The organism is Bradyrhizobium sp. LHD-71 (assembly GCF_031157255.1).
GTDB lineage: Bacteria > Pseudomonadota > Alphaproteobacteria > Rhizobiales > Xanthobacteraceae > P52-10.
The window spans coordinates 65467-82795 of the sequence record NZ_JAVIFX010000007.1 but is presented as its reverse complement, the minus strand read 5'-3'; the positions used below and the strand labels follow the sequence as shown (position 1 = coordinate 82795).

General features: G+C 61.3%; 19 protein-coding genes. 11 read left to right on the top strand and 8 right to left on the bottom strand.

Annotated features, from left to right (window positions below; genetic code table 11):
- Positions 1 to 25 precede the first annotated feature (25 nt).
- The 5 genes from RCO31_RS09680 (at position 26) to RCO31_RS09660 (ending at position 4373) form a co-directional block, all read left to right on the top strand.
- Positions 26 to 790, top strand: coding sequence for an ABC transporter ATP-binding protein (locus tag RCO31_RS09680; RefSeq protein WP_308968108.1), 765 nt, complete (start codon positions 26 to 28; stop codon positions 788 to 790).
- Positions 783 to 1529: an ABC transporter ATP-binding protein gene (locus tag RCO31_RS09675; protein WP_308968107.1), complete on the top strand. Its 747-nt coding sequence runs from the start codon at positions 783 to 785 to the stop codon at positions 1527 to 1529. The genes RCO31_RS09680 and RCO31_RS09675 overlap by 8 nt, the downstream gene beginning before the upstream one ends.
- Positions 1530 to 1537: 8 nt before the next feature.
- Complete coding sequence (locus RCO31_RS09670) at positions 1538 to 2422, top strand: branched-chain amino acid ABC transporter permease (RefSeq protein WP_308968106.1); 885 nt, start codon at positions 1538 to 1540, stop codon at positions 2420 to 2422.
- A gap of 8 nt (positions 2423 to 2430) precedes the next feature.
- On the top strand, positions 2431 to 3423 hold the full coding sequence (locus tag RCO31_RS09665) for a branched-chain amino acid ABC transporter permease (protein ID WP_308968105.1): 993 nt from the start codon (positions 2431 to 2433) through the stop codon (positions 3421 to 3423).
- Positions 3424 to 3860: 437 nt separating this feature from the next.
- Positions 3861 to 4373 (top strand): hypothetical protein, encoded by a 513-nt coding sequence (locus RCO31_RS09660; protein ID WP_308968104.1) that lies wholly within the window; start codon positions 3861 to 3863, stop codon positions 4371 to 4373.
- Between the two features lie 20 nt (positions 4374 to 4393).
- Here the strand turns inward: RCO31_RS09660 and RCO31_RS09655 are convergent, their stop codons facing one another.
- Positions 4394 to 7525, bottom strand: a complete 3132-nt coding sequence (locus RCO31_RS09655) for an efflux RND transporter permease subunit (RefSeq protein WP_308968103.1) — start codon at positions 7523 to 7525, stop codon at positions 4394 to 4396.
- Positions 7522 to 8682, bottom strand: coding sequence for an efflux RND transporter periplasmic adaptor subunit (locus RCO31_RS09650; RefSeq protein ID WP_308968102.1), 1161 nt, complete (start codon positions 8680 to 8682; stop codon positions 7522 to 7524). The genes RCO31_RS09655 and RCO31_RS09650 overlap by 4 nt, the downstream gene beginning before the upstream one ends.
- Positions 8683 to 8756: 74 nt before the next feature.
- Between RCO31_RS09650 and RCO31_RS09645 the strand changes: the two genes are divergently transcribed.
- Positions 8757 to 9374 carry a TetR family transcriptional regulator gene (locus RCO31_RS09645; RefSeq protein WP_308968101.1) on the top strand — a complete coding sequence of 206 codons (618 nt, stop codon included), beginning with the start codon at positions 8757 to 8759 and terminating at the stop codon, positions 9372 to 9374.
- A gap of 69 nt (positions 9375 to 9443) precedes the next feature.
- Here RCO31_RS09645 and RCO31_RS09640 read toward each other — a convergent pair whose 3' ends face one another.
- The 5 genes from RCO31_RS09640 to RCO31_RS09620 form a co-directional block, all read right to left on the bottom strand.
- The gene (locus RCO31_RS09640; protein ID WP_308968100.1) at positions 9444 to 10925 is read right to left on the bottom strand and encodes a hypothetical protein; all 1482 of its coding nucleotides are present in this window, start codon (positions 10923 to 10925) and stop codon (positions 9444 to 9446) included.
- An 84-nt stretch (positions 10926 to 11009) separates the two neighbouring features.
- The gene (locus RCO31_RS09635; RefSeq protein ID WP_308968099.1) at positions 11010 to 11447 is read right to left on the bottom strand and encodes a DUF2304 domain-containing protein; all 438 of its coding nucleotides are present in this window, start codon (positions 11445 to 11447) and stop codon (positions 11010 to 11012) included.
- Positions 11444 to 12130 carry a glycosyltransferase family 2 protein gene (locus tag RCO31_RS09630; RefSeq protein ID WP_308968098.1) on the bottom strand — a complete coding sequence of 229 codons (687 nt, stop codon included), beginning with the start codon at positions 12128 to 12130 and terminating at the stop codon, positions 11444 to 11446. The genes RCO31_RS09635 and RCO31_RS09630 overlap by 4 nt, the downstream gene beginning before the upstream one ends.
- 289 nt (positions 12131 to 12419) lie before the next feature.
- Positions 12420 to 13340 carry a complex I NDUFA9 subunit family protein gene (locus RCO31_RS09625; RefSeq protein ID WP_308968097.1) on the bottom strand — a complete coding sequence of 307 codons (921 nt, stop codon included), beginning with the start codon at positions 13338 to 13340 and terminating at the stop codon, positions 12420 to 12422.
- Complete coding sequence (locus tag RCO31_RS09620) at positions 13331 to 13768, bottom strand: universal stress protein (protein ID WP_308968096.1); 438 nt, start codon at positions 13766 to 13768, stop codon at positions 13331 to 13333. The genes RCO31_RS09625 and RCO31_RS09620 overlap by 10 nt, the downstream gene beginning before the upstream one ends.
- 351 nt (positions 13769 to 14119) lie before the next feature.
- Here RCO31_RS09620 and RCO31_RS09615 point away from each other — a divergent pair, with 351 nt between their 5' ends.
- Entirely contained in the window at positions 14120 to 14554 is a 435-nt protein-coding gene (locus RCO31_RS09615) for a CBS domain-containing protein (protein ID WP_308968095.1), read from the top strand.
- A gap of 89 nt (positions 14555 to 14643) precedes the next feature.
- Positions 14644 to 14934 (top strand): hypothetical protein, encoded by a 291-nt coding sequence (locus RCO31_RS09610; RefSeq protein WP_308968094.1) that lies wholly within the window; start codon positions 14644 to 14646, stop codon positions 14932 to 14934.
- 133 nt (positions 14935 to 15067) lie between these two features.
- On the opposite strand, the gene RCO31_RS09605 is transcribed toward RCO31_RS09610, so the two are convergent.
- Positions 15068 to 15394 (bottom strand): antibiotic biosynthesis monooxygenase family protein, encoded by a 327-nt coding sequence (locus tag RCO31_RS09605; protein WP_308968093.1) that lies wholly within the window; start codon positions 15392 to 15394, stop codon positions 15068 to 15070.
- Between the two features lie 462 nt (positions 15395 to 15856).
- Between RCO31_RS09605 and RCO31_RS09600 the strand changes: the two genes are divergently transcribed.
- From RCO31_RS09600 to RCO31_RS09590, 3 genes are read left to right on the top strand one after another with little or no spacing between them, the layout of a single operon-like run.
- Complete coding sequence (locus RCO31_RS09600) at positions 15857 to 16531, top strand: trypsin-like peptidase domain-containing protein (protein WP_308968092.1); 675 nt, start codon at positions 15857 to 15859, stop codon at positions 16529 to 16531.
- Positions 16528 to 17070, top strand: a complete 543-nt coding sequence (locus RCO31_RS09595; RefSeq protein ID WP_308968091.1) for a PDZ domain-containing protein — start codon at positions 16528 to 16530, stop codon at positions 17068 to 17070. The genes RCO31_RS09600 and RCO31_RS09595 overlap by 4 nt, the downstream gene beginning before the upstream one ends.
- Complete coding sequence (locus RCO31_RS09590; protein WP_308968090.1) at positions 17067 to 17276, top strand: PDZ domain-containing protein; 210 nt, start codon at positions 17067 to 17069, stop codon at positions 17274 to 17276. Before RCO31_RS09595 ends, RCO31_RS09590 begins: the two co-directional genes overlap by 4 nt.
- Positions 17277 to 17329 lie beyond the last annotated feature (53 nt).

Sequence of the window (17329 nt, the reverse complement as noted above, 5' to 3'; positions counted from 1 at the left end):
ATCCCCAACGAATTCCAGGACACTCGTGACAGATCCGGACGATCTCATCTTGGTGACGCGTGGTCTCACGAAGGAATTCGGCGGCCTTGCGGCTGTCAGCGACGTCGATCTGCGTATCCGGCGCGGCAGCATTCATGCGATGATCGGACCAAATGGCGCCGGCAAGACCACGTGCTTCAATCTCCTGACAAAGTTTCTTCCTCCGAGCAGAGGCTCGATCGTCTTCGACGGCAAGGACATCACGCACGACAGGCCGGATGAGATCGCGCGGCGCGGGCTCGTGCGATCTTTCCAGATATCCGCTGTGTTCCCTGAGCTCAGTGCGTTGACCAATGTACGCATCGCCTTGCAGCGAAAGCGGGGCGGATCTTTCGATTTCTGGCGTTCGGAGGAGCAACTCAGGCCGCTGAACGAAGCGGCCCTGCAGCTTCTGGAAGCGGTCGGGCTCGCGCATGTCGCGACGGTTGCTGCGGGCGAACTTGCGTACGGTCAGAAGCGCGCCCTTGAGCTCGCAACAACACTGGCTCTCGATCCGAAAATGCTGCTTCTCGACGAGCCGATGGCCGGCATCGGCCGGGAAGACTTCAGGAGAATTGAAGCGCTGATCCGTACGGCAGCGGCCAACCGTACCGTTCTGATGGTCGAACACAACTTGTCGATTGTCGCATCGTTGTCCGACCGGATCACTGTTCTTGCCCGAGGCAGGGTGCTCGCCGACGGCGACTACGGCACCGTCGCAAAGGATCCGGCTGTTATCGAAGCTTATATCGGGTCCGGTCGTCATGGGTGAGACAACACGTGCTCGTCCGGCCGATGTAGAAAGCTCTGCTCGCCCCATGCTCGCCGTGCGGGATCTTCATGCGTGGTACGGTGAACAGCACGTGCTCCACGGCGTGAATTTCGAGGTCTCCACCGGAGAGATTGTCACCTTGATCGGCCGCAACGGCGCCGGCAGATCGACGGTCCTCAAGTCCATTATGGGGCTCCTGCATAGGCGCACCGGTTCGATCACGCTCGAAGGCCGGGAGGTGTTAGGGCTTCCATCCCGGACGGTTGCGCGACTCGGCGTCGGCTACGTTCCGGAGGATCGCGGCATCTATACGACCCTGACCGTCGAGGAGAACCTGTTTCTTCCCCCGGAAGTCAGGAAGCCTGAGTTCTCAGTTCGCCAGATCCTGGAGATGTTTCCGAACATTCGAGAGCGGCTGGCGAGTGGGGCCAGCAAACTCTCTGGCGGCGAGCAGCAGATGCTGGCGATCGGTCGCGTGCTTCGCACCGGCGCTCGCCTCCTGCTGCTGGACGAGCCGACCGAAGGGCTTGCTCCGGTCATCGTCGAACAGATCGGCCGCGCGGTTACGTTGCTGAAGCAGGCCGGCCTGACGGTCATTCTCGTCGAACAGAATTTCAACTTCGCCGCCGCTGTCGCCGACAGGCACTATGTCATCGAGCAAGGGCACGTTGTCGACATGATCCCGAATGCCGAGCGCGACCAACATGCAGCCAAGCTGCAGAAGTATCTTGGAATCTGAGGCGGCAGATGGAAGAGCTCCTGGGCATCCCGGTACAGGCCTTGTTCGGTCAGATTCTTCTCGGGCTGATCAATGGCTCGTTCTACGCAATCCTCAGTCTCGGCCTGGCGATCATCTTCGGTCTTCTCAACATCATCAACTTCACCCACGGCGCTCAATACATGCTGGGTGCGTTCCTCGCCTGGATGGGACTGAGTTATCTCGGCGTAGGTTACTGGACGGCATTGCTGATTGCTCCGCTTCTCGTTGGCTTGACCGGAATTGCAATCGAACGATTGCTGCTCGCGCGCCTCGCCAACGTCGATCACCTTTATGGGTTTTTGCTGACCTACGGCATCGCGCTGGTGATCCAGGGATTGTTCCGAAACTACTACGGCGCGTCCGCGCTTCCCTATCCGGTGCCTGCAGAACTGCGCGGAGGATATGATCTCGGCTTCATGTTTTTGCCCACCTATCGCGGGTGGGTCGTCGCGATCTCCTTGGCGATTTGTCTGGCGACGTGGCTGCTCATCGAGAAGACCAGGCTCGGCTCGCATTTGCGGGCGGCCACCGAGAAGCCGGGATTGACCGAAGCGTTCGGCATCAACGTGCCGCTTCTGGTGACGATGACCTACGGCGCAGGGGCCGCACTGGCGGCGTTCGCCGGGGTGCTCGCAGCGCCAATCTATTCGGTCAACCCGCAGATGGGCGCCGACCTGATCATCGTCGTGTTCGGCGTTGTCGTCATCGGCGGCATGGGATCGATCCTTGGCGCCATAGTAACCGGCTTCGGCCTCGGGTTGATCGAGGGGTTGACCAAGGTCTTCTACGCGCCGGCCTCCGACATCGTGATCTTCGTCATCATGATCGTCATCCTTCTGGTCAGGCCGGCCGGCCTCTTCGGAAAGGCGTAGGCTCAAACATGACAGTTCCAGTTCTCTCCGGCTCCGTGGTTGCCGATCTTGTCCTCCCCGATGATGAAACTGTTGTGCGACGCCGGTACCGAGCGACCTTCCTGGTGCTGGCGCTCGTGTTGGCGATCGCGCCGTTCGTCGCCTATCCCGTCTTCCTGATGCAGGTACTTTGCTTCGCACTGTTCGGCCTGTCGTTCAACATGCTGCTCGGATACGGTGGATTGCTTTCTTTTGGACACGCTGCCTTCTTCGGTCTCGCCAGCTATGTCGGGGCATACGCGGCAAAGTACGGCGGCCTTGCGCCGGAGCTTGCGATCGTCCTTGGCGCTCTGTCTTCCGCTATCCTCGGCTCCATCTTCGGTGCGATCGCGATAAGGCGACAGGGCATCTATTTCGCCATGATTACGCTTGCTTTGGCGCAGCTTCTCTACTTCGTTTCGGTGCAGACACCGGAACTCACCGGCGGCGAGAATGGCATCCAGGGCGTTCCGCGCGGCAAGCTGTTCGGCCTCCTGGACCTCGCTGACGACAGGATGCTCTACGCCGTCGTCGCCGGCATCTTCCTGGCCGGCCTGCTCTTCGTCTATCGCATCGTGCGTTCCCCGTTCGGACAGATTTGCAAGGCGATCAGGGACAATGAGCCCCGCGCAATATCGCTGGGTTACCGCACGCGCCACTATAAAGTGCTTCTCTTCACGCTCTCCGCGGCTCTCGCCGGCCTCGCAGGAGCGACGAAGGCGATCGTCTTCCAGCTCGCCTCGCTGACCGACGTGCATTGGTCGACCTCGGGCGAGGTTGTCTTGATCACGCTGGTCGGTGGTCTGGGCACCATGCTCGGACCGATCGTGGGGGCGCTGGTCATCGTCTCGATGCAGAACTACCTGGCGAACTTCGGCGCCTGGACCACGGTCGTGCAGGGCGCGATCTTTATTGTGTGCGTGTCGCTTTTGCGAGGAGGCATCGTCGGCCTTGTCCAAAAGTGGACGGGCCGTGCTCTGTGAACGCGATGGTCAGGCGTGCAGCGCAGGCAACAGCCGTTGAGCTTGCGGCCTTATCACAGCTGTCTCAACCCTTCTCAGACAGCATGGATGGAACGAGCGCATCGTCGGCGCGTTTATCTTATCACGAGGTGGATCGAGGGGCGCGCTGCTGCCCGGAAATCAAAGAATCCCCGCGGGAGGACTCTCATGGATGATGACGCATGGCCTGGGGTCGGCGCATCCGATTGTTTCGGTGCGTGCCGAGCGGCCATTGGCCGAGCGCTAAGATCGCGATTCGAGCCCGGCGGCCCTGCCGGGTAGCCTAGAAGTCTGGCTCCAAACCTTCGCATCATCAGCCGCCAGAAAAACCCATTCAATGCTCGGCGACATGAGAGCGTGTCGGATAGTTGCGGTCGGATGTCGCCGGTTATTTCGCGTTCGGATCAAGGAGAGAAATGATGAGGCGTTACGTTGTCCCTGTTTCCTTTCTCTTGCTCACATCATCCGCATTTGCGCAGCAGCCGGACCAGACCGTCGTTATCGGCCCCTGGACCATCGCGACCACCTCCAAGGCGGGCAAGTTCGAGAGCTGCTCGATGAGCCGAACGACGGAAGATCTTGGGATCAGTTTTGTCCGGGCGGAAGACGGTTTGTTGTTGCTTCTCGATTCACCCAAATGGAAACTTGAGCGCGGCAAAGCCTACCCGGTTCGTCTGACGGCCGGCAACCAGTCGGCGGAAGCCAAAGCGCTCGCCGAAACAAGAGGTGTTACGATTACACTCGCGGACAAGGCATTCCACTCAAAGCTGAAGGCCGCGAACACACTTGACGTCCGCGGCGAGGGCGCAACGCTGCGCGTTCCGTTGGGCAAGAGCGCGTTGGCACTCGAGCGGCTCGAGGCGTGCTTCGAAAGGAATATACGCGAAGGGCCGGAGACAAATCCGTTCATCGCCCCGAGCCGGAAGCCTTGAAAGATCGCTCCGCAACGTTCTCAGCCGGAATGTTCGTGTTGGGCGACAGGCATGTTCGCGGGCCTCATCCTCTCTCTCGAGATCAGCCGGTAGAACAGCGGTATGAAAAATACCGCGATGAACGTCGCTGCCAGCATTCCGCCGATGACGCCGGTGCCGATCGAGTGACGGCTGGCAGCACCAGCGCCGCTCGACAACGCCAGCGGAACGCAGCCCAGAATGAAGGCGAGTGATGTCATGATGATGGGCCGAAACCGGAGCCTCGCGGCTTCGATCGCCGCATCCATCACACTCAGTCCTTCGCGCCGTTTGAGCACCGCGAACTCGACGATCAGGATTGCGTTCTTTGACGCCAGACCGATCAGCGTCACGAGGCCGATCTGAAAGTAGACGTCGTTGTTCAGGCCGCGCAGCCAGATGGCGACAAGCGCGCCGAACAGTGCGAACGGCACCGCGAGCACGACCGCAAAGGGAAGCGACCAGCGCTCGTATTGGGCGGCGAGGATCAGGAACACCATGATCAACCCGAAGATCAGCGCCTGGCTGCCGGTGCCGCCCGTTGCGATTTCCTGGAACGCGGATCCGGTCCAGGCGACCTGATAGCCGTCCGGCAGACTCTTGCTCGCCTCCTGCATGGCTTTGATCGCCTGCCCCGAGGAAAAGCCCGGCGCCGGATTGCCCATCACCTTGGCGGCCGTGAAGGCGTTGAAGCGATCGACCTGATCGGGTCCGATGATCCTTTCCACGCGGAGCAGGGTGTCGATCGGGATCATGCTGCCGGAGATGGACTTCACGAACACCTGTTTAAGGTCCTCCGGCCGCTCGCGGTAATTCGCCTCCGACTGCAGGTTGACCTGATAGTTTCTGCCGAACAGCGTGAAGTCGTTGACATACAGGCTTCCGAATGTGCTCTGCATGGTCTCGAAGATCGATGCGATCGGCACGCCGAGCGCCTTGGCCTTTTCCCTGTCGAGGTGAATCTTGTACTGAGGGACATTGTTGACGAAGGTCGTTTGCACGCCCGCCAGCTCGGGGCGCTTCGAAGCGGCCTCGACGAGCTTTTGTGTGGCTTCGATCAACCGCTGCGGCCCTGCACCGCCGCGGTCCTGCACGAACGCTTCAAAGCCGCCGGTGTTGCTCATGCCCATGATCGGCGGTGGCGTGAAAGCAAGAATCATGGCGTCCTTGACCGGGCCGTTGAGTGCAAAAAACGATCGGGCCAGCGCTGCCGCACTTTGCGAGGCGTCGTGCCGCTCTTTCCAGTCCTTGAGCTGAACGAACGAGACGCCGGCGCTGGGCCTCTGAACCCCGGCGAGCAAGTCGAATCCGGAGAAACTGATCACGTCACTGACGGAGGGGCTTTCCAAGATGCTCTTGTTGACGGTGTCCATCACCTTTTGCGTACGCGTCAGCGCCGCTGCGGGCGGCAACATGCCGACGGTGAAGATGCTGCCTTGATCCTCGTCGGGGACGAGCGCGCCGGGAATCCGCAGGAACAGGAAGCCGGTCACGGCGATCAGCACCGCGAACAGGCAGACGCCAAGCGCCGCGCGCCGCAGGAGAAAGCGAACGCCCGACGTATAGCCTTCCGTCATGCGGTCGAAGACCCGGTTGAACCAGCGGAACGGCGCAGCCGGTTCGTGGTGTCCGCCCTTCAGGAGCAATGCGCAGAGCGCCGGACTCAAGGTGAGTGCGACGATACCGGAGATGGTCACCGAGACGGCGATCGTCACCGCGAACTGGCGATACATCTCGCCGGCGAGTCCGCCCATGAAGGCGACTGGAATGAACACCGCGCACAGGACGAGCACGATGGCGACGACCGGCCCGGTCACCTCCTGCATCGCCTTGATCGCGGCATCGCGGGGGGAGAGCTTTTCCGTCGTCATGATGCGTTCGACGTTCTCGAGCACGACGATGGCGTCGTCGACGACAATGCCGATTGCAAGCACCAGCCCGAACAGCGTCAGAAGGTTGATGGAGAAGCCGAGTGCATACATGCCCGCGAATGTGCCCAGGATGGATACGGGCACGGCCAGCACCGGAATGAGGGTCGCCCGCCAGTTCTGCAGGAAGACGAACACGACGACGATGACAAGAATCATCGCCTCCACGAAGGTCTTGATCACTTCCTCGATCGAGACCCTGACGAACAGCGTCGTATCGAAGGGAATCGAGTATTCGATCCCCTGCGGAAAGGTGGTCTTCAGCTCGGCCATGCGCGCCCGCACCGCATCAAGTGTTCCCAGCGCGTTGGCGCCGGGCTGCAGGTAGACGCCGATCGGGACCGTCGGCGAGCCGTTCAGCGTGGCGACGAACGAGTAGTTCTGCGCGCCGAGCTCGACCCGCGCGATATCTTTGAGCCGCAAGGTTGCGGCATTCGCGTCCGCGCGAATGATGACGTCTTCGAACGCGGCGACGTCCGGCAAGCGGCCTTCAGTGTTGACCGAGTAGGTGTAGGCCAGGTCGTTCTGCGTGGGTTCTTCGCCGAACCGGCCTGCTGCGAATTGAGCGTTCTGTTCGCGGATGGCCGTGGCGACGTCGCCGGGCGTCAGGTCGTACTGGGCAAGCTTGTCGGGCCGCAGCCAGACGCGCATGGAGTAGTTCTTGGCGCCGAACAGCGAAGCGTCGCCGATACCAGGTATCCGCTTCAGTTCGTCGATCACGTTCAAGAGCGCGTAGTTGCTCAGGTAGATCGAGTCGTAGCGTTGGTCCGTCGCCGACATGGTGATCAGCGCCAGGATCGAGCTCGACTGCTTGTTGACGATGAGCCCTTGCCGCGTCACCTCTGCGGGCAACGTCGATACGGCCCGTTGCACGCGGTTGTTGACGTTGATGGTCGCCTGATCAGGATTTGTCCCGATCTGAAAGGTCACGGTAATGCGCATCGTGCCGGCGCTGGAGCTCGTCGACTGCATGTAGAGCATGTTCTCGACGCCGTTGATCTGCTGCTCCAGCGGAGCGGCGACGGTCTGCGCGACGGTTTCGGCGCTTGCGCCCGGGTAGGTGGCCTGCACCACGACCTGGGGCGGAACGATCTGGGGATACTGTTCAACCGGCAGGGCGCGCATCGCGACTACGCCGGCGAGCACGAACAGGATGGCGATCACCGCCGCGAAGACGGGACGGTCGATGAACGGATTGGTCTTCATCGCTGCGCGGCTTCTTTTCTTGGGGCCTCGCCCGATGCAACGGTGACCGGAGCTCCCGGCCTGACCTTGATCACACCCTCGGTGACGATCCTGTCGCCCGCTTTCAGGCCCTTCTCGATGATCCACCCGTCCGCGACTTCGCGGCCGATCGTCACCGGCCGGACCTGCGCCTTGTCGTCGGCCTCAAGAGCGTAGACGAACTGGCCTTGCGGTCCTTGCATCACTGCGGCTTGCGGAACGACGATGGCTCCGTTCCGGGTAATCCCTTCGACAGATACACGGACGAACTGGCCCGGTCGCAACCGGCTTTCTGGATTGGGCACGACGGCACGGGCGCGCAGCGTTCCCGTGTTCAGGTCGAGATTGCTGTCGGTGAAGTCGACATATCCTCTGTGGTCGTAGCCTTTGCCGTCACCGAAGGTGATCTTGACCTGCAGCTTGCCATCCGGAGGGCCTTCTCCTGCGCCACTATCGACAAGCTGGCGAATTTCCGTCGCTTCCGTATCAGCGAATGAAAAGTACACGTACACGGGATCAAGCTGGCTGATGCGGGTCAGCAGGGTATCGTTGGCGTTGGTGCCGACGAGGCTGCCTTCAGGCAGGACGCGCGTTGAGATCGTTCCGGCGATCGGTGCGGTGATCGTCGTGTAGCCAAGGTTGATCCTGGCGGTCTTGACCCTGGCCTCGGCGCCGACCACGCCCGCCTTCGCCAACTCATAGGCCGATACAGCGTCGTCGCGAGCCTTCTCGGTCCCGACCTGACGCTCGAGCAAGGTGGTCGCGCGCTCGGCGTCGCGTTGCGTACGCGCCAGTTGCGCTTGTGCTTCTTTCAGCTGCGCCTCTGTCGAGGCCAGTTCGGCCTGGTAGGGCGCCGGATCGATACGGAACAGGACGTCGCCCGCCTTGACGGCAGCTCCTTCAGTGAAGGACTTTTCCTGAAGAATGCCCGGGACGCGCGCGCGAACCTCCACTTCCTTGAACGCCGCAATCCTGCCGGCATAGGGGAAGCTGAGCGGGACCGGCTCGGCCTTGACCTTGATGATCGAAACAGTGGGCGGAGGCGGGGCCGCAGCCGGCGCGTTGCCGTCACACCCGGCCGATGCGAGCGCAATAGCAATTGTCCCGAATCGAAAGAAAGTCTTTGTATTCAACGGCATGTGCTTCCTTTGCCGGGTTGCTATTGTGCCCTGCAGCATACATACATACGAGAAGGTATGTAAAGAGGTGTTTTATGGCACGAAAGACCAAGGCGGAGGCCGAGGAGACGCGCGAGAGAATCCTCGATGCTGCGGAGCGGTTATTTTTCGCGCGCGGCGTGATGCAGACGTCGCTGGAGCACATCGCCGAAGACGTCGGCGTGACGCGTGGAGCAATCTATTGGCATTTCTCCGACAAGGTGGCGCTGTTCAGGGCTCTTCATGAACGGGTGCGTTTGCCGCAGGAAGCGATGGTTCAACAGGCCGTCGCCGACGGCCACCCGGATCCGCTGGGGTTCATCGAGAGTGTGTCGCTGGATGCAGTCAATACGATCGCCAACGATCCGCGCTTGATGCGCGTCTACGCGACGTTGCTGTTCCGGTGCGAGTATGTCGGCGAGATGGCCGAGGCCTTGAGGCGTCAGCAGGATGCGGACGCCGCCATGCGAGCGAACCTCGTTCGCATCTTCACCATGGCTCACGAGAACGGCTCTCTGGCATCAAGCTGGACGCCGACGATCGCAGCCAGGGTCTTCGAGGCGATGATAAGGGGCCTGTGGTGGGACTGGTTGCGTCATGACCAGAGCTTTGATCTGAAGGTCGAGGGACCGCGATGTATTGCGGAATTGTTCGCCGCATTCCGAGCGAAATGAGGGATCGTTTTGAACGTCAGTGCATTGGACCTGAAGGTGCCATGCTGCGCCGGCCCGTCGACCACCGCTCTAGGAGCGCTGTGAAGCCGATGTCGTAGTTTCGGCTGCCGCCGCGCCTGCACGTCTCCGCCTGCGAAGGGCGTGAGCGTATGCAAGGCCCACGAGGCCGGCGAACGGGATCAGCCAGATGACTCGCGCCAGGTAGCGATCGTACGGTCCCGAAAGCGCGCCGGTGACGACGGCGTTGCAGAGGATACCTAGTATGACGAACACCTGCAGGGCGATAAGCTCGGCTGGCTGGGTTTTGCGCCATATGATCAGCGACCACAGGCAGAGAGCGGTGCCGACGATCAGCCCGACAACATGAAACGGATGGAACGCCGCCGCAGACAGTTGATCCATGGCCTGCCTGGATTGTGCGATTGATGCGACGGCGCCGGAGGCAAAGACGCTGCCGAGGTGGTAGGCGACAAATCGCGCATGGTAATCGGTCAGGCTTTCGCCCGCTTGAAATCGCAAGAGCTGACGGCCGGCATCGCGAATTGCCCGCTGCAGGATTTCAAGTGGATACGCCCTAAGCGTAGCCTTGACGATCTCGCGAGCTTCCGGCTCTAGCCGATCGAACCCCCCGACCTTTCTGAAGGGACTGTTCTGGTCGTCCCACTTGAGATCTTCCTCGCTGCGTCCTCTCATGTCGTCGAGATAAGCGCAGAGATCGTATGTCGTTGTTGGGCACGCTTGGTCGAGGTACGCCAGCCCCGGTCCGTCGCCGATCAACTTCGCCAGAAGGAAAACGTTGCTGTTTCGCGCAAACGCCAGTGTGCGCGAGTGAGACCAGTTGACTGCCAGCATCGCGCCGGCGCCGAAGGCAAATACTACGCCAAGGACCAGCCACCGGCGGACAGTGATCTCGTCCGGCGATATCCGCCATTGCACGGCGAGCGCCAGCAGCAGGAGGGCGAACGCGATCGGGACGTGACTCAAATGAACGGCGATGGCGACGGTCGTGAGCAGCGCCACATAGACAAGCTCGCCGCGACCAAGCTGGCCAGTGCAGAAGGCGAGCAGAAAGATGCCCAAGAGGACGACCGGTGAGAAGACATCAGGCAGGAGCTCGCCCGTAATCCAGGGCAGGCTCGAGAAGAGAGAAAGGCAGGCAATGATCGTGAGCGTCTCCACCCTGCCAATGATCCCGTGCGAGACGCAGCGGACAACCAGATACAGAAGATGTCCCAGCATTGCCCCTTGCGCCAATATGACCGGCCACAAGGTGATGCCTTGATGCAGCGGCAGGATCAGAATGCCGTACCAAGCGCTGAAGACGCCGGGAACTTCGCGCCGGAGCGCTGAAATGGCGTAGGTGATGCTATCTGGAAAGACGAGGGGGGCACCGTTGAACAGCGTAACCCAGGACAACATGACTGCCCCGGCTGCCACCAATGCAAGGGTCGCGACAATCCTCGCGCAAGCAATGCCCATCGCCCGGCCCGGCTGGTCGACCAACCTGGCTGCGGCGCCGCGTCTGGTTACGGCCCGCTCGCCGGACTGCATGGTCCTTGCTTCCTCTCGACTCTTTCGGCGCAAGGTGATGCGAACCTTCCAACGCAGGGCAACGCGAGCTGAACCATGATGTCGCTACTTCACAGCGTTCTTGGCAGCGCGCGTAATGTGCCGTGTCTTCACCGGCCAATGAGGTGCCGCGTCCTGCCCGTCTTGCTGGCGGTGTAGCCCTGCATCACGCTTGCTGACGTCGCGAACATGGTTCGCGTCGCGCAGCGCCACGTTGCGCGCAAGCGTCGTGATCAGTTCCATCTGGCTGCGCAATTTCAGGTGCAGATTGAGCATGACGATCAGGCTTATGGCTACCCAGACATACAGGATCAGGTCGGCGCCGCGGCCGATGCCAACCCATTCGGCAACGATGCTGGCATGGCTTGGGACCCAGACGACGTACAGACCCGCCAGCGCCACCGCGACCGCCATGCCGCCGACAAAAGGCGATCTATGGGCCTCCTTGATTGCGTAAATCATGAGTCCGCCGAGCAGGGCACTCAGGACGAGTTGGGCGATCATCGGTGCAACCTCTCTGCCATGAGGTCGACGATGACATCAATCGACCCGGTGAGTCGCTGCCCCTTTGTCAGGGAATAGCCAGTATATGCGACCGTGACCGGCACTTCGACATAGTCGAGACCGCTGTCGGCGATCTGCTGTAAGATCTCCGAGGCGTGGGCCATGCGATTCTGGCGGATCGATATTGCCGCTGCGCCCCGGCGCGTCATCGCGCGCAGGCCGTTGTGCGTATCCGAGACGACCAGTCCCGTGGTCAGTCGCGTGAACCAGACCGCAAGCCGAAGGAGCAGGCGACGTGCCGTCGGCACATTGCTGCCGGAACCAAGAAAACGGGTCCCGAGCGCGAAGTCGACGCCGCGGGCGTCGAGTGCATCGAGTAACGCGACAATATCGCGCACCTGGTGCTGGCCGTCGGCATCAAAAGTCGCCAGTCGCGCAGCGCCTCTCGATACGGCGAATTCGATCCCGGTCTGCAGCGCTGCCCCCTGACCGAGGTTGATCGGATGGTTGATGACCACGGCACCTTCCGCTGCAGCCTTGGCTGCGGTGCAGTCAGTCGATCCGTCGTCAACGACCACGACGTTCGGGTAGCGGTGCGTCACCTCGCGCACCACCCGCCCGATCACCGATCCTTCGTTGAAGGCGGGAATAATGACCCAGACATCTGATTTGCTCGTCGGCATGCTTTGGCTCGTGTGGACCTACGTTCGAGATCACGTCATTGCAGTGGCTTTCTCAAGACCACCCGCATCGCGTCGAACTGATGGGACGCCCATACGGTTCATGGCTGCGCTGGTCATCGAATATGCAGCATCCGCCTGGGCTGAAAGTCGATCAACGACAGCGGTACGAGGTCCCAAGTATGATCGCTGTGCTCAACTTTCCAGTCCGGCGATGGTATCGAGCTGGTGCAATGCGTGCCAGGATCGAGACTGTCGGTGATTGAGGACGCATCCTGGCGACCTTCGCCCGCTACGCGATCTCCTCAAGCGTCTGCTCAACGGAGCGTGGCCATATCCCAAGCTCCGTGAAGCCAAGCGAGTCGTGCGACGCAACACTGTCGATTTCCATCAGCTCGACCTGATTGCGCGTCAGGGGCGGGTTGGACAGGATTTCAGCAGTCCGGGCGAGCGCGTGCCAGACGGCAAACGGCACGGGCATCAATCGTGGGCGAAGGTCGGCCGCTTGCGCCGCGGTCTGCAGGAGTTCCTGATAGGAATACACCCGCGGCCCGCCGCACTCGATGACGGCGCCACGGGTGTCGTCCCGTTCGATCGCACGCGCGATCGCCTCGCCGACGTCCTCCACGTGGGCGGGCTGAAGCCGGGTGCTCCCGCTGCCGAACATCGGATACGCAGGCAGCCGACGCAGCAATTTGAGAATGGTGTTCAGGAAAGCATCGTCGTTGCCGAACATGACGGCCGGCCGAATGAGTGTAGCGCCGGGGAAGGCATCGCGGACCGCGCGCTCGCCTTCGCCACGACTGCGGATATAGGATGACGAGGAAGCGGCGTCGGCGCCGATCCCCGAAAGATGCACCAGCCGTTGAACGCCGGTCTCATGCGCAAGCCGCGCCAGGCGCGCTGCGGCGTCGACGTGTACCGAGTGGAAGGTTTCAGACCCGCGCTCGATGTAGAGGCTCACCGCATTCACCACGCCATACGCGCCGCCGATAGCAACGCGGATCGACTGTTCGTCGTGAATATCCGCCGCCGCTGCCAGAATTTTGGAGCCGCTATCGTTGAGCGACGTGTTGCCGCGCGCCGGATGTCTGGACACGATACGCACGGTGAATTCGTGCGATCGCAGTTGACGCACCACGCGTCGTCCGAGGAAGCCTGTGCCGCCGAAGACCGCGATGATGCGATCTCCTTGCGGCGACGTCAGCGGCATATCAACACAGGAATGGAACTAAGGCTGACGACCTTGCTGGCTTGGCTGCCGAGCACCAGCTTCGACAGACCCCGACGACCGTGCGAAGACATTACGATGAGGTCACAGCCTCTCGCCATCGCCGTCTCGACAATGCCCTCGGCCGGATACTGGTCTTTGACGTGGACAACGTCGCAGGCCACGTTGGCGGCCTTGGCGGCTGCAGTCACGCCGTCAAGGATCTTGGTAGCGCCTCCAACCACGGCCTGTTCATATTCATGGATCGGTAGAACGACGGCCCCGTCCCCGACCATCAGAGGTGGCAAAGGCTCGGTCACTGTGACCGCCGTGGCTTTTGCCCCGATCACCTTGGCGAGCGCCAAGCCTTGTTCGACGGCCTTTGCTGCAAGGTCAGAGCCGTCTGTCGCAATCACCAAATGCCGATACATGGTGGTCCTCCGCAATCAATCCCCTCACACCGTACCGATAGATGTTGGTAGGGGTAGGGGGAATGCTCAAGATCCTTTCGCAGGTGACAGCGATGCGAAAACCGGAACCTTGGGCCGCCCCACCGCCTCAAAATTTTGCAGCGCCGCCCGGAACATTATCCGCGCTGGGTCATTCGGCTAGAACGCGTGTCGGCATGATGCGGTCGCACTGCGGCCCACACCGGCGAGGAAGTCAGGCCTGCAAGCGTCTGGGCCGAATCTCAAACGCCGCCCACCAGAGCGATGGCGGATAGTTAAGGCGCCGTCCTGAGCGATTAACGGCAACCACCGGGCTTGAAGGAAAGATCCAGCATGAGAGTGAGCGACGCGATGACGCGTGAGGTCTATGTCGCTGATCCTGAAGAAACCGTTCAGCAGGCGGCGATGGCCATGGCCGGCATAGACGTGGGCGTGCTGCCGGTGAGGGAGAATGACCGGCTGGTCGGCATGATCACCGACCGGGATATCGCGATCCGCGGCGTCGCCGAGGGCAGGGGCTTGGGCGCCAAGGTGCGCGACGTCATGACACGGGAGGTCATATATTGCTTCGAAGACCAGGACGTCGAAGACGTCACCCGCAATATGGGTGACATACAGGTCAGGCGGCTACCGGTGGTCAATCGCGAAAAACGCCTCGTGGGAATCCTCTCTCTGGGCGACTTGGCTCTGACCGATGGCAATGGCAGGGCCGGTGACGCGCTGCGCATGATCTCGCGCCCAGGGGGCGAACATACGCAGACGGGCTGAGCAAGTAAAAAAGCTGAGCCAAAATCGTGCGGCTTGCGATGACTGCTGCCGCGCTATCCGCATCTACGAACGAACAGCAGGAGCACGCTATGAGACTGAACGCGACGCAAGTCGAGCAAACCCTCGCTCAATTCGATGCGAGTGTTGTCCCCGATGATCACCCGATCGGCAGCGAACTGCACAAGTTCTTTGGTGATCATACATTCTTCCTCGATAGCAGCGGCCTCAACATTCTGGAGGCGGTTGAAATGCAGGACGCGGACGCCAAGGCCGGCGAGGTTGTGAACCTCGCCTACTGGAGCGATGCGACGCTGACGAGCTTGAGGCCGCACGAACCGGAGCCGACCGGCGTCGTGATCGTGCTCGACGTCAAGCATTGATCTTTTGAAACCCGGTTAGGGAAGCCAAAGCCGGTCCATGGTTGCGTCCTCTCCCTACGAGGGGAGAGGACGCAACCATCGGTGCCCTTGTCGTATATTTCTGGTGCCGCCCCCGCTCGTTACTGGCTTCCGATCACTGCTTGTTATCGATAGTTTCGACGACCTCGTACAGATGAGGATCGATCTGGTCCGTCAGGTCGTCGAACTGGCGCCAGATCGCACGGAATTGCGGCGACTGGTGCGCGGTGTGCAGCATTTCGCGGTTCTGCCACTGGACGTAATTGACGATGCGTCGTCCATCGAGGCTGCGATGCAGGCTGATTGAGATGAAGCCCGGCTGTTGCGCCATGAAGCGGGCGCGCTCGGCCATCAGTGACAGCACTTCTCTCTGCTTCTCGGGTTCGGCTTCGACGACGGTGATTTGCGTCACGGGCTGACGATTGGTCTCGATGTGCGTCATGGGTTGGCCTCCGGTTTCGAATTCGATTCATCTATCGATCGCTCATATGTTTTCGAGCGATCGGGTCGTATCTGCGCATCGTGAAATGCATGACGGATAGATGGCGCCGCCGCAGAGGGCCGGCCCGCCGGTGAATCGCCGGGCCTGGTGCACAGACGTCGATCATGAAATCCCGGAGCGCGCCATCGGCCATGTGCGTCTCGAGCGATTGGCCAGGATTTGATTGGAACGTTGAACGCACATCGCAGGTTCCGCGCTTTTCCAGTTTGGCTGCAACTTGGAACATTTCGCAGCGCTTTCCATTGGCATCATGCCGGCTGACGCGCTTTTGCGTGTCACAATCGCCGCGATGCGGCGGGCCGTCCCCGCCGCAGTGGCTCCACGGCGTCTTGCCGCTGGACGGAAATCCTGGCGACACGGACACGAACGACAGATCGCTTGCCTGCATCGGGAGAGCGCCTCATGGCCAACTATCGTGATGGTCGATTATCGCCTTTTACGCTTGTTGTTCTTCTCGTTGGCGCCGGCGCAATCGTCTGGCTGGCCGATTTTGCGCCGTTGCGCGGCATGCAATCGCTGTCGCGGCAGCAACCTGTGAACTTTGAGAGTCTCGCCGAGCGGGTGAAGCCCACGGTTTTCAGCGTCCAGGCGAGGGTGGAACGGACTGCCGAAGACGACGACGCCTTGGGCCCGCGCGGCAAGTCTCGTCCGTTCGGCCGACAGGATGACGATCGTGAGGCAGTGCGTCCGCGTTTCGCCAACAGCCAAGGATCCGGATTCTTCATATCTGCCGACGGATATGCTGTCACCACCAACCACCTCGTCGATCGTTCCGACAGGATCGAGATCACGACCGTCGGCGGTACGACCTATCCCGCGACGCTGGTGGGGGCCGATCCCAAGACCGATATCGCCCTGCTCAAGGTCGATGGCGGCGTATTTCCGTTCGCTCGTCTCGCCAACAGGGCGCCTCGGCTCGGAGAGTGGATTCTCGCGGTCGGCAATCCTTTCGGGCTCGGTGGGACGGTCACGGCGGGAATCGTGTCCGCCAGCACGCGCGATATCAAGCTCGGAACGTACAGCGATTTCATCAGGGCAATTCCGGGGGGCCGACGTTCGATGTCAATGGAGCGGTGATCGGCGTCAACAGCGCGATCGTTTCGCCCACCGGTGGCTCGATCGGCATTGGTTTTGCAATTCCTGCCGAGACGGTGAAGACGGTTGCAGCGACGCTCAAGGACAAGGGCACAGTGAGCCGCGGTTGGATCGGCGTCCAGATCCAGACCATGAGCCCGGAGATCGCCAGAGGTCTTGGCGTGGACCAGCAGATAGAGGGTACGTTGGTCGCCGACGTGGAACTGGAGAGCCCGGCGGCGAGTGCCGGTCTGGCGCCAGGCGACATCGTCACGTCTTTTGCCGGTGCGCCGACTACAAGTGATCGTGATCTCTCCAGACGGGCAGCAGATCTGGCGCCCGGGACATCGGTCAAGCTGGGGATCGTTCGCAAGAACAAGGAGATGACCGTCGATGTCACGCTCGGCGAGCTGCCGAATGCGCGCGGCAAGGTCGGCGGCACGCAGGTCAAAGCGAACGAAACGCGCGCAGCCGGCAGTGATGCGACCAGCGTTGGTTTGACGCTGGTTCCTGCAAACGACCTTCTTGGTCCCAGGGCGTGATCGTCGCCAAGCTTGAGCCGGACGGCGTGGCGGCTGAACGTGGATTCCATATCGGCGATATCATCCTCGATATCGGCGGGGAGGTTGTCAGGACGCTCGTTGATTTCAACAATGGCTTGGCGGCCGCAAAGCAAGCCGGACAAGTCGCCTTAGCGCGCGTGAAATCAGATGATACGACTCGATTTATTGCTATTCCGGTCGGTTGAATTCGTGTTCGTTTTGCATAGTCCCACGCCTTCCGTAGCGACCAACGCGCCTG

What these genes read in the sequence shown, in the direction of transcription:
- RCO31_RS09620 (WP_308968096.1), bottom strand. Translation starts at nt 13,768, where the DNA reads ATGTATCGGCATTTGGTGATTGCGACAGACGGCTCTGACCTTGCAGCA.
- RCO31_RS09670 (WP_308968106.1), top strand. Translation starts at nt 1,538, where the DNA reads ATGGAAGAGCTCCTGGGCATCCCGGTACAGGCCTTGTTCGGTCAGATT.
- RCO31_RS09635 (WP_308968099.1), bottom strand. Translation starts at nt 11,447, where the DNA reads ATGATCGCCCAACTCGTCCTGAGTGCCCTGCTCGGCGGACTCATGATT.
- RCO31_RS09630 (WP_308968098.1), bottom strand. Translation starts at nt 12,130, where the DNA reads ATGCCGACGAGCAAATCAGATGTCTGGGTCATTATTCCCGCCTTCAAC.
- RCO31_RS09610 (WP_308968094.1), top strand. Translation starts at nt 14,644, where the DNA reads ATGAGACTGAACGCGACGCAAGTCGAGCAAACCCTCGCTCAATTCGAT.
- RCO31_RS09665 (WP_308968105.1), top strand. Translation starts at nt 2,431, where the DNA reads ATGACAGTTCCAGTTCTCTCCGGCTCCGTGGTTGCCGATCTTGTCCTC.
- RCO31_RS09660 (WP_308968104.1), top strand. Translation starts at nt 3,861, where the DNA reads ATGAGGCGTTACGTTGTCCCTGTTTCCTTTCTCTTGCTCACATCATCC.
- RCO31_RS09675 (WP_308968107.1), top strand. Translation starts at nt 783, where the DNA reads ATGGGTGAGACAACACGTGCTCGTCCGGCCGATGTAGAAAGCTCTGCT.
- RCO31_RS09655 (WP_308968103.1), bottom strand. Translation starts at nt 7,525, where the DNA reads ATGAAGACCAATCCGTTCATCGACCGTCCCGTCTTCGCGGCGGTGATC.
- RCO31_RS09615 (WP_308968095.1), top strand. Translation starts at nt 14,120, where the DNA reads ATGAGAGTGAGCGACGCGATGACGCGTGAGGTCTATGTCGCTGATCCT.
- RCO31_RS09600 (WP_308968092.1), top strand. Translation starts at nt 15,857, where the DNA reads ATGGCCAACTATCGTGATGGTCGATTATCGCCTTTTACGCTTGTTGTT.
- RCO31_RS09640 (WP_308968100.1), bottom strand. Translation starts at nt 10,925, where the DNA reads ATGCAGTCCGGCGAGCGGGCCGTAACCAGACGCGGCGCCGCAGCCAGG.
- RCO31_RS09645 (WP_308968101.1), top strand. Translation starts at nt 8,757, where the DNA reads ATGGCACGAAAGACCAAGGCGGAGGCCGAGGAGACGCGCGAGAGAATC.
- RCO31_RS09625 (WP_308968097.1), bottom strand. Translation starts at nt 13,340, where the DNA reads ATGCCGCTGACGTCGCCGCAAGGAGATCGCATCATCGCGGTCTTCGGC.
- RCO31_RS09650 (WP_308968102.1), bottom strand. Translation starts at nt 8,682, where the DNA reads ATGCCGTTGAATACAAAGACTTTCTTTCGATTCGGGACAATTGCTATT.
- RCO31_RS09605 (WP_308968093.1), bottom strand. Translation starts at nt 15,394, where the DNA reads ATGACGCACATCGAGACCAATCGTCAGCCCGTGACGCAAATCACCGTC.